Raw genomic sequence first — 10,951 nt, 5'->3', positions numbered from 1 at the left:
CGCGCTAAAGCACGGTTTTTTAAAATGAATTTAATTATTTGAACTGGATAGAGCCATTTGCACTGACCGTGATTTTAGATTCACCACCTGCCATTTCTTGTTCAGGAATAGCATCGGCACTTGCAGCTTTCATCATCGCCATACGCGGAACTGGCTGACCACCATAATTGCTGGTATTTAAATTAATATTAACTAAGTTGTAGCCTGATTTATTCCATGCCTGAGCGAGCGCTTGGGCACGTTGTTGAAAGTTTTTGGATGCTTCAACCATCAGTTCATTTTCAACTTTTTTACGCTGTGCATCTGACACACTAAAGCTGATGGATTGAGTTTGGAAATTTTGTTGTAACTCGCTCACCAATTGGCTAGCTGCTTTAAAGTCTGTACTTTCTAAACGTACTTCGGCACGACCACGCCATTCTTTCAATTTACGACTGTCATTGTCATAAATCGGGTAGGTGCTTTGAGATCCCGTTTCGATTTTTACCGCAGGGTATTTACGGGCTGTGTTCACCGCTTGGGTCATCAATTGGTTGATTTGGGTAGCAAGTTCAGCCGGCTGTTTATTTGATTTTTCAATATATAAAACAGCATACATTTGGTCGTTCGACACTTGGCGAGTAGCATCCGCCTGAATATTCACGATGTTGTAATTGAGTGGGTCAGCTGCTTGAGTTGCTGCTGCCAAACCTAGACCGGATGCTAATAAAACAGTGGATAAGATAATTTTACGCATTGTTATGACCTATTCTTCTTTCAGAATGATTAATTTAGCTTATGCTGTTATCTTAAAAGGGGATTGTGATGGATTAAAGGAAAATCTGTGGTGGGATTGTAAATCTTTCAAAAAAAATAAATGTAGTGCTTGATGAATTATTTATTTAAATAATCAGTACTTAGTTGTTTAAATAATTGATGATTACAATAATCATTCATAAGTTGTAAAAAAGCATAAAATAAAAAGGTTTTCTTTGTTTTGTCACACTGTAAGATGATAATTCAAGATATCCATGGAATAGATCTGTTTTTTCTCTAAATTATCTTTTTATTTGGTCATAAAAGTGATTTATTTTCTTGAAAAAGTCTGTATCATCCGCCTCCTAGTTAGCCCATACTCAAAGAGCTTTTAAAGCTAACTAGAAACTCATAAAGCACCGAGTCAAAGGACCGCAAGTCACCCGACTTATTTCTTTCAACCCATATCAGAGATGGTAATTCGATATGAGCGTTTCTTCAGTAAATCCTGCCACTGAGTCTACTAACGAATACTATTTGACTCGCCAAAGTCAAATGGAATCCAATGTTCGTAGCTATCCACGTAAACTTCCACTTGCGATAGCAAAAGCTTCAGGCTGCTGGGTTACCGATGTCGAGGGACAAGAATACCTCGATTGTTTAGCTGGGGCAGGGACATTGGCACTAGGCCATAATCACCCTGCGGTCATTCAAAGTATCCAAGACACACTTGCGAGCGGTCTTCCGTTGCATACTTTGGATTTAACAACGCCTTTAAAAGATGCTTTTACTGAAGCACTACTTGAGCAATTACCTGGTGGTAAAGCTGAGTATTGCTTGCAGTTCTGTGGCCCGTCTGGTGCAGATGGTACAGAAGCAGCAATTAAATTAGCAAAAACTTACACTGGTCGTAGTTCAGTGATTAGCTTCTCTGGTGGCTATCATGGTATGACACACGGTTCACTTGCAATGACAGGTAACTTGTCTGCAAAGAATGCGGTGAATGGCTTAATGCCAGGTGTTCAATTTATGCCGTATCCGCATGAATACCGTTGCCCATTGGGTCTTGGTGGTGAAGCGGGTGTAGACGCATTAACGTATTATTTCGAAAACTTCATTGAAGACGTAGAAAGCGGTGTAACGAAACCTGCTGCTGTTATTCTTGAAGCGATTCAAGGTGAAGGCGGTGTGGTTACAGCACCAGTAAAATGGTTGAAAAAAATCCGTGAAGTGACTGAAAAGCACAACATCGTTTTAATTCTTGACGAAGTTCAAGCGGGCTTTGCACGTTCAGGTAAAATGTTTGCCTTTGAACATGCAGGTATCGAACCTGATGTTGTGGTGATGTCTAAAGCGGTAGGTGGTAGCTTGCCACTTGCTGTACTGGGTATTAAACGTAAGTTTGATGCTTGGCAGCCAGCGGGTCACACGGGTACATTCCGTGGTAACCAATTGGCAATGGGTACAGGTCTTGCAACGATCAAAACCATTAAAGAGCAAAACTTGGCGCAAAATGCGCAAGAGCGTGGTGATTTCCTTCAAGCTGAATTGAAAAAATTAGCGGTAGAATTCCCATGTATCGGTAACGTGCGTGGCCGCGGTTTAATGATCGGTATCGAAATCGTTGATGAGCGTAAACCTGCTGATCATATGGGTTCACTTCCTGCAGATGGTCAATTGGCTGCTGCAATCCAAGCAGCGTGTTTCAACAACAAATTGTTGTTAGAAAAGGGTGGACGTAACGGTACAGTGATTCGTCTACTTTGCCCATTAATTATTAACCAAGCTGAATGTGAAGAAGTAATTGTGCGCTTTAAGAAAGCAATTTCTGAAGCATTGGTTGCGGTACGAGGCGCTTAATTCATGGTAGATTTTGCAGAACATCGTAAAGCGTTATTCTGCAATGATGCACAATCCATTGCTGACTATCAGTCAGCAATGGATTCAGCTGTTAAAGCTGTATCTGCATGGTTGCAAAATGACAAAATGTACACTGGCGGTAGCATTAAAGAGCTTCGCTCTGCAATCGCATTCAATCCTTCTAAAGAAGGTTTAGGTGTACAAAAATCGCTTGATCGTATGGTTGAGCTTTTCTTAAATAAAAGCTTAAAAGTACATCACCCACATTCTTTAGCGCATTTGCATTGCCCAACAATGGTAACAAGCCAAATCGCGGAAGTGCTCATCAATGCAACGAACCAATCGATGGACTCATGGGATCAAAGCCCTGCAGGTTCATTGATGGAAGTTCAGTTAATTGACTGGCTTCGCCAAAAAGTTGGCTATGGTGCAGGTCAAGCAGGTGTATTCACCTCTGGCGGTACGCAGTCTAACTTGATGGGCGTTTTACTTGCACGTGATGCATGTATTGCTAAAAACTGGAAAGACGAAAACGGTAACCCGTGGTCTGTTCAGCGTGATGGCGTGCCAAGCGACGCTATGCGTAACGTAAAAGTGATCTGTTCTGAAAATGCACACTTCTCTGTGCAAAAGAACATGGCGATGATGGGCATGGGCTTCCAATCTGTCGTGACTGTTCCTGTAGATGCTAACGCACGCATGGATATGGACGCGCTTGAGAAAACCATGACTCACCTTCAAGCTGAAGGCAAAATCGTGGCATGTGTAGTTGCAACTGCGGGTACAACCGATGCAGGCGCAATTGACCCATTGAAAGAAATTCGTGAAATCACCAACAAATATGGCGCGTGGATGCATATCGATGCAGCATGGGGTGGTGCATTGATTCTTTCAAATGAATATCGTTCTATGCTAGACGGTATCGATCTTTCTGACTCCGTTACGCTTGATTTCCATAAGCATTATTTCCAAACGATTTCATGTGGCGCGTTCTTGCTTAAAGATGAAGCGAACTATCGTTTCATGCATTATGAAGCTGAGTACTTAAACTCGGCTTATGATGAAGAGCATGGTGTACCTAACTTAGTGTCTAAGTCACTGCAAACCACTCGCCGTTTTGACGCGTTGAAATTGTGGATGACAGTTGAGGCGCTAGGTGAAGAGCTTTACGGTTCGATGATTGATCATGGTGTAGGTCTAACACGTGATGTTGCAGACTATATTACTGCCACTGACGGTCTAGAAATGCTGGTTGATCCTCAATTTGCATCGGTATTGTTCCGTGTAGTACCAGCAGGTTACCCAGCTGAATTGTTAGATACATTGAACCAAAACGTTGCAGACGAATTGTTTGCTCGTGGTGAAGCGAATATTGGTGTAACTAAAGTAGGTCAAGTTCAATCATTGAAAATGACGACTTTAAGCCCAGTAGCGACTTTAGACAACGTGAAGAATTTGCTTGCTCTTGTGCTAGCAGAAGCGGATCGTATCAAAGGCCCAATCGCTGATGGTACATATACACCTGCAATTGACTAATTGTCATTTTGTAATTGTAGAAGAAGGGGCTCGTAAGAGCTCCTTTTTTTTAAAAAATGAAAAGGCGCTTAATTTATTGCATGGCCGCAATTTTTCATTGAGTGATGATAGTTTACTGCGTAGGCAGATTGTTACTTTGAGGGATCAAAGTATCTAAAATCCTTCTCAGGTAAAAGGTACATCCATGTGACCATTACCTTATAGTGACATCCCTGTCGCCAGTCGCGATATTCATTGATGTTTATCATTTGATGAATGAGATACCACAATATTTATAACCAATATAAGGCTTGTAAAGGAGTTTCCCTCTCCTTGTAGGAGAGGGTTAGGGTGAGGTGAATGCAATACGATATTGATGTTATGCCGCAAATAATGGACTAAAACCTTTTTTATGCAATAATTTGCGGTACATGCTGGGACTGCGGTCCGCTGGAAAATGCGCTTCGATGCTTAAATCTAAGGGTAAATATTCAGGCTTTTGCGATTCAGAGACTAAACGGTCCTCCTCAAATATTTTCAGGTTAAAGTCATAAGCATCTTCTACAGGCAGATCCTTGTCATAATTTCGACAAATAGGTGCAAATAGACGTGTAGAGCGGGCGGTCATTGGTGAGGCCGTATTCATAATCACTTGCTTGCTGTTATTAGGAAAATGAATCGTCAGCGTTGCAGTAAAAGGCAGATGTATTTCGAAATGACGTAGCCATTGAAAACCTTCTTGACCTCTTTGATCTAAACCAATGGGGGTAACGTTCAACACTGCTCCAATAGTCCGCATTATAACCTGTTACTGTCTCAATAGTTTTACAGTCGGCTACTTCAACATTTTCAGGATCGCCAAACGTATCGGGATGTGCCCATGCAAAATGCGCAACATCAATAAAACCTTCAAGCTGCCGGCCTGCAAAACATTGAAAATCGACCGTTGGGCACACCAATTGCTGAAACTCGGCTTCATCCCAATATGGCATGGCAGGGATATTTGGTGCAGTACCTTTAGGCGCACTAAGTGAGCACCATATCAGTCCATAACGCACAACAGCGGCATAAGTACGCAAGTTAAAGCGAGGTGAAATTTTGTGCTCAGGATGTGCAGGGATGCGATTACAATGACCATGTTCACCAAAGCGTAAGCCATGATATCGGCAGACCACGCCTTGACCATCATTCTTGCCTAAACTGAGAGGCACGCCGCGGTGAGGGCACGCATCTTTAGCTACAATCAGTTCATCTCCCATTTTATAAATGACGAGCGGCATATCTAAAAGCATGGTGCCATAAGGCTGTTCTGTAATGTCTCGAGCGAGTGCAATCGGATACCAATATTCTGCAAGTAAGTGCCAGTCATGTTCATCAAAAGTCATATGCACAGGCAAGTCTGGATTAAATGTCGCATTGGCTTTACTGGTCATTTTAGGCTTTTTTTTTTATGTAAACTTGCATATTGAGCGGACTAAAAATGTAATGAAATTTCAATTATTGGAATATGAGGAAATAAAAAATAGAACATGCAAATGTGTATCATTCAGAAAAAGAGGAGAATTTGAAAAAAGAAAATAAGACAAAATATGACAGTGATATGAATTCTTACGAATATCAAAGTAGAAATATATAAGATCAATACTTTGATAAATTTCATTACGTATTGAAAAATAAAGAATTATATTTAAATCAATGTGCAATCATCAATTATCATAAAAGCGTCATAAAGATGTAACCTAACTGTCATACTCTAAAATCAAAATGCAGATATCGAAAAAGTACAAGACTTTAAAAACAAAAGTGGCGTACTCCAATAAATGCATCAATTAAGAGAGATGAGAATGCGCTTAAATCATATCGCACTTGCTATGGTACTCACTACTGGGGCAACAGTCGCTACAACTGCAAATGCAGCTCGTGACACGATCCAAATTGCTGGTTCTTCAACTGTACTGCCTTATGCAAGTATTGTTGCAGAAGAGTTTGGTAATACATTCCCACAATTTAAAGCACCTGTCGTAGGTTCAGGCGGTACTTCAGGTGGTTTGAAACAATTTTGTAATGGTGTAGGCGATAACACAATTGACGTTGCAAATGCATCTCGTAAAATTAAAGGTACTGAATTGGCTGCATGTAAAAAAGCAGGCGTTAACCAAATCTTAGAAATTAAAGTTGGATATGACGGTATCGTATTTGCTTCAAATGCGAAAAAAGCGGCATTCAAACTTCGCCCACAGCACGTATTTGCTGCACTTGCTGCTGAATTACCATCAAAAGGTAAATTGGTTCCAAACCCATACACACGTTGGAATCAAATCGACCCAACTTTACCAAACGAAGCAATCACTTTAGTTATTCCTGCATCAAACCATGGTACACGTGAAGTGTTCCAAGAAAAAATGGTGGATGCTGGCTGTGAAACTTATGAAGCTTTCGCAAAATTAGATAAAGATGCTCAAAAAAAAGCATGTTCAACATTCCGTAAAGATGGTCGTGTGATTGAAATCGCAGGCGACTATACAGAGACATTGGCACGCTTAAAAACTTCACCTAACGCTGTAGGTGTATTCGGTTTAGGTTTCTATGATCAAAACCGTGACAAATTACGTGTAGCGACAGTAAACAATGTTGCGCCATCTGAGAAAACAATTCTGAATGGTTCTTACCCTGTATCACGTCCATTGTTCTTCTACGTGAAAGGTGAGCATCTTAAATCAATCAAAGGCTTGAAAGAATTTACAGAATTCTTTGTAAGCAAAAAAGTATCTGGTAAAGGTTCTAAGCTTGAAAAAGCAGGCTTAATTTCAATGTCTGATAAAGAGCGAGCTGCAGTTCTTGCAAACTTTAAAGCTGGTAAAGCAGTTAAATAATTGGATTGAAACAGCCAATGGCAGGATTGACCTGCCATTGGCTTTTTGCAAAGAAACAGTTTTTTCAAGAAGGGCTTTTGAAAAAACAGTGGAGATTACATGAATCTGCTACTTATTGGTGTGTTGCTCGCAATTATTGCAATCGCTTATCAAGTTGGACTGACCAAAAGTCGCAAACTTGCAGGTAAAGGCAATAACTCAGCAATGTTGCATTCACGACCGGGCTATTATGGTGTTTTGGTCGCTTTATGGTGTGGGATTCCCGCTTTTCTAATCTTGATTGTTTGGAACTTGGTTGAACCGAGTATTTTTCAACACGTTATTTTAAATAATGTCCCTGAAAATATTCGTTTAAGTTTAGATCCTGCAAGCACGAGCGTAATGGTTGACCGCGTTCAAGCGATTGCTTCTGGTTTTGGAGTAAGTGATACGCCAGCTGCATATGAACTTGCAGCAGCAGAACAGTTAAAGAAAATTGAAAGCATCGGCTCATATGCAAAATTGGCCGTTGTGATTTGTGCGGCATTGATTGGTTTAGTCATGGCTAAACGCCGCATCGCAGAAAAATATCGTGCACGTAACCAAGTCGAAAAAGTCATTAATATCGCATTGGCATTATGTTCCGGTGTCGCAATCCTGACAACAGTTGGCATTGTGATGTCGATGTTTAGTGAAGCAATGCGCTTCTTTAGTTTTGTTAATCCACTCGATTTCTTCTTTGGTACTGAATGGAACCCAGGTTTTAGTACTTCGGGAAGTGCAGAAGGCAGCTACGGCTTATTACCTTTATTGTGGGGTACGCTCATGGTGAGTGGTATCGCATTATTGGTAGCTGTTCCTGTTGGTCTAATGATTGCAATTTATCTTGCTGAATATGCAAAACCAAGTTTCCGTGCTTGGGCAAAACCTGCCATAGAAGTTCTCGCAGGTATTCCAACCATCGTTTACGGTGTATTTGCCTTAATGATTATTGGCCCCTTTGCAAAACAGCTTGGCGCATATATCGGACTCGATATTAATGCAACCAGTGCTTTAACAGCAGGCTTTGTGATGGGGATTATGATTATCCCATTCGTTTCATCATTATCTGATGACATCATTACTCAAGTTCCTCGCGCGCTTCGTGACGGTTCACTCGGTTTGGGTGCAACAAAATCAGAAACGATTCGCCAAGTAGTGATACCTGCAGCTTTGCCGGGCATTATCGGTGCATTTTTATTGGCAGCATCTCGTGCAATTGGTGAAACCATGATTGTGGTACTTGCAGCAGGGAACAGTCCTTTACTACACATTAATCCGCTCGAAGCAGTGTCTACAGTCACCATTACCATCGTAAACCAATTAACAGGTGATACAGACTTTGCGAGTCCTCAAGCATTGGTTGCTTTTGCACTCGGTTTAACACTGTTTGTGATTACCTTAGGGCTGAATATTGTTGCACTGTACATTGTGCGTAAATACCGTGAGCAATACGAATGAGTACGACGAATACATCAAACATGGATCAAAAATTTGATTCACATGCAGCCGCTGAGCTTCGTGAAAAACGTAAGAAAATCATTGAAAACTCTTTGGCGAAAAGACATCGTAAAGAAAAGACCTTCCGTGTCTTGGGCTTTAGTGCAGTAGTGACTGGTTTATTTTTCGTCGTGCTATTGTTTGGTAGTATTTTAGCCAAAGGTTTACCTGCATTTTGGCAAAGCTCAATGACGGTACCTGTGTTTTTTGATCCAAACATTGTCAAAGTTGGTGCGAAACCAATTCAAAAAGAAGGTGAATCACCTGCACAGTTCCAAGAGCGTTACATTGCTTGGCAAACTGAAATGGGCATGGTGGATTGGGATGCGCTGATCGTAAATGGGATCATTGCAAAAGATCCAGCGATTGCCTCACAACGTGATGATCTCAACAGTTTATATACAAGTTCAGAAGCTTATCGCTTACGTGATATGGTAATGGCAGATCCGTCATTGATTGGTCAAAAACAAGATTTTAAAATCCTTGCAGATGCTAATGTCGATGTCTGGTTGGCTGGTAATATTGACCGCAGCTTGCCTGATGAACAGCAACAATTGAGCCCAGAAGTACGCCAACTTGCAGATAAACTTAAAGCTGATGGTGTTATTACTAACTCATTTAATACTGAAATATTTAAGAATCCAGACTCTCGTAGCTCACCTGCAACTTCAGGTTTAGCTGGGGCGTTTATGGGGTCGTTATTTATGATGCTGATCGTGATCATTATTTCGATTCCAATTGGTGTAGCATCTGCAATTTACTTAGAAGAGTTTGCACCTAAAAACTGGATTACCGATGTTGTCGAAGTCAACATTAACAATCTAGCAGCGGTTCCTTCGATTGTCTTTGGTTTGCTTGGTGCAGCGATCTTTATTGGTTGGATGCATATGCCGCTTTCGGCTCCTGTGGTTGGTGGTTTAGTCTTAAGTTTGATGACTTTGCCAACGGTCATTATTACAACACGTGCATCTTTAAAAGCTGTTCCTCCATCGATCCGTCAAGCCGCTTTAGGTTTGGGTGCATCACGTTTACAAACTGTATTTCACCACGTCTTGCCACTGGCATTACCAGGTATCTTAACCGGTGCCATTATTGGTGTTGCGCAAGCCCTAGGAGAAACTGCTCCATTATTATTGATTGGTATGAGTGCCTTTGTGGCAAGTGTACCAGCCACTCCTTTAGATCAATCCACTGCATTACCTGTACAAATTTTCCTTTGGCAAGGTAATGAGCTACGTAACTTCTTTGAAGGACGTACCGCAGCAGCAATCATTGTACTTCTTGCTCTCATGATCGGCTTAAACAGTTTAGCCATCTGGTTACGTAAGAAATTTGAAGTACGCTGGTAATTGAGGGCATTATATGAATAGCGTCATTACAACTGAAAAGAATTCCTTATATCAGGATAAATCCGTGAATCCAGAACAAACACAATTTACCTCTGCTCAGGGCAGCCAAAAACAAACCAATACTGCGTTTGTGTCACAATTCGATACGCAATCTAGCGCGAAAAAAGATGCGAAATCGAGCAATGTGAAAATCAGTACCAATGATGTGCATGTGTACTATGGCGAATCTGAAGCGATCAAAGGCATTGATCTGAACATTTATGAAAATGAAGTGATCGCCTTTATTGGACCGTCTGGTTGTGGTAAGTCAACTTTCCTGCGTACGCTCAACCGTATGAATGACACGATTGATTCTTGTCGTGTGACAGGACAAGTGCTCATGGATAATCAAGATATCTATGATCCAAATCTTGATGTTGTATTACTGCGTGCCCAAGTAGGTATGGTTTTCCAAAAGCCGAACCCATTTCCAAAGTCAATCTTTGATAATGTCGCTTATGGTCCAAAACTTCATGGTTTGGCACGTGATAAATATGACATGGAAGAAATAGTTGAAAATAGCCTGCGTAAAGCGGGGCTTTGGGATGAAGTGAAAGATCGTTTGAACCAACCGGGTACGGGGCTTTCAGGTGGTCAGCAGCAACGTCTATGTATTGCGCGAACCATTGCAGTCAGTCCTGAAGTGATTTTGATGGATGAGCCTTGTTCAGCACTCGATCCGATTGCAACAGCAAAAGTGGAAGAACTCATCACCGAGCTATCCGCGCAATATACTATTGCGATTGTGACGCATTCGATGCAACAAGCAGCGCGTGTATCTGATCGTACTGCTTATTTCCATCTTGGTGATTTAATTGAAGTAAATGCGACTGAAAAAGTCTTTACTCAACCGGATCATCAATTGACTGAAGCGTATATTACCGGGCGTTTTGGCTAATCTAGTCTGTCTAAAAAAGAGCCGAAAGGCTCTTTTTTTATGAAGTCAATAATTAGGTCAAAAAGTCTTGATAAAAATAAAATGCTCAATTTGGCTCAATGAGAATTATTTTCAAAAAATAGATTGAATTTTTGTGATGCAACCCACATGTTATACAACATAAA

7 protein-coding genes and 1 pseudogene are annotated in these 10,951 nt (G+C 41.1%); 6 read left to right on the top strand and 2 right to left on the bottom strand.

The features are described from left to right. Positions 1-34: 34 nt before the first annotated feature. Complete coding sequence (locus tag B1201_RS00375) at positions 35-736, bottom strand: SIMPL domain-containing protein (RefSeq protein WP_078191855.1); 702 nt, start codon at positions 734-736, stop codon at positions 35-37. 485 nt (positions 737-1,221) lie between these two features. Between B1201_RS00375 and B1201_RS00370 the strand changes: the two genes are divergently transcribed. Together B1201_RS00370 and B1201_RS00365 are read left to right on the top strand one after the other, a co-directional pair. Further along, positions 1,222-2,595 carry a diaminobutyrate--2-oxoglutarate transaminase gene (locus B1201_RS00370; protein WP_078191854.1) on the top strand — a complete coding sequence of 458 codons (1,374 nt, stop codon included), beginning with the start codon at positions 1,222-1,224 and terminating at the stop codon, positions 2,593-2,595. A 3-nt stretch (positions 2,596-2,598) separates the two neighbouring features. Continuing rightward, complete coding sequence (locus B1201_RS00365; RefSeq protein ID WP_078191853.1) at positions 2,599-4,131, top strand: pyridoxal phosphate-dependent decarboxylase family protein; 1,533 nt, start codon at positions 2,599-2,601, stop codon at positions 4,129-4,131. Between the two features lie 358 nt (positions 4,132-4,489). Here the strand turns inward: B1201_RS00365 and B1201_RS00360 are convergent. After that, a pseudogene (locus B1201_RS00360) lies at positions 4,490-5,543 on the bottom strand (Rieske 2Fe-2S domain-containing protein). A gap of 411 nt (positions 5,544-5,954) precedes the next feature. Here B1201_RS00360 and B1201_RS00355 point away from each other — a divergent pair. From B1201_RS00355 to pstB, 4 genes are all read left to right on the top strand, one after another. After that, the gene (locus tag B1201_RS00355) at positions 5,955-6,983 is read left to right on the top strand and encodes a substrate-binding domain-containing protein (protein WP_078191852.1); all 1,029 of its coding nucleotides are present in this window, start codon (positions 5,955-5,957) and stop codon (positions 6,981-6,983) included. A gap of 99 nt (positions 6,984-7,082) precedes the next feature. After that, the gene (gene pstC / locus B1201_RS00350; protein WP_078191851.1) at positions 7,083-8,462 is read left to right on the top strand and encodes a phosphate ABC transporter permease subunit PstC; all 1,380 of its coding nucleotides are present in this window, start codon (positions 7,083-7,085) and stop codon (positions 8,460-8,462) included. Then, a complete protein-coding gene (gene pstA / locus B1201_RS00345; RefSeq protein WP_078191850.1) occupies positions 8,459-9,850 on the top strand; it encodes a phosphate ABC transporter permease PstA in 1,392 nt (463 codons plus the stop codon). Before pstC ends, pstA begins: the two co-directional genes overlap by 4 nt. Positions 9,851-9,863: 13 nt before the next feature. Then, positions 9,864-10,787: a phosphate ABC transporter ATP-binding protein PstB gene (pstB, locus tag B1201_RS00340; RefSeq protein ID WP_078191849.1), complete on the top strand. Its 924-nt coding sequence runs from the start codon at positions 9,864-9,866 to the stop codon at positions 10,785-10,787. Positions 10,788-10,951: the final 164 nt, after the last annotated feature.

The sequence above is a fragment of the Acinetobacter sp. ANC 5600 genome, from assembly GCF_002018395.1.
GTDB lineage: Bacteria > Pseudomonadota > Gammaproteobacteria > Pseudomonadales > Moraxellaceae > Acinetobacter > Acinetobacter amyesii.
Note: the sequence above shows the minus strand (reverse complement) of the source record. Positions and strands in the feature narration are given on the sequence as shown.

Excerpts from the sequence above, each read along its gene's own strand:
- B1201_RS00375 (WP_078191855.1), bottom strand. The coding sequence starts at position 736 with ATGCGTAAAATTATCTTATCCACTGTTTTATTAGCATCCGGTCTAGGT.
- B1201_RS00370 (WP_078191854.1), top strand. The coding sequence starts at position 1,222 with ATGAGCGTTTCTTCAGTAAATCCTGCCACTGAGTCTACTAACGAATAC.
- B1201_RS00365 (WP_078191853.1), top strand. The coding sequence starts at position 2,599 with ATGGTAGATTTTGCAGAACATCGTAAAGCGTTATTCTGCAATGATGCA.
- B1201_RS00355 (WP_078191852.1), top strand. The coding sequence starts at position 5,955 with ATGCGCTTAAATCATATCGCACTTGCTATGGTACTCACTACTGGGGCA.
- pstC (WP_078191851.1), top strand. The coding sequence starts at position 7,083 with ATGAATCTGCTACTTATTGGTGTGTTGCTCGCAATTATTGCAATCGCT.
- pstA (WP_078191850.1), top strand. The coding sequence starts at position 8,459 with ATGAGTACGACGAATACATCAAACATGGATCAAAAATTTGATTCACAT.
- pstB (WP_078191849.1), top strand. The coding sequence starts at position 9,864 with ATGAATAGCGTCATTACAACTGAAAAGAATTCCTTATATCAGGATAAA.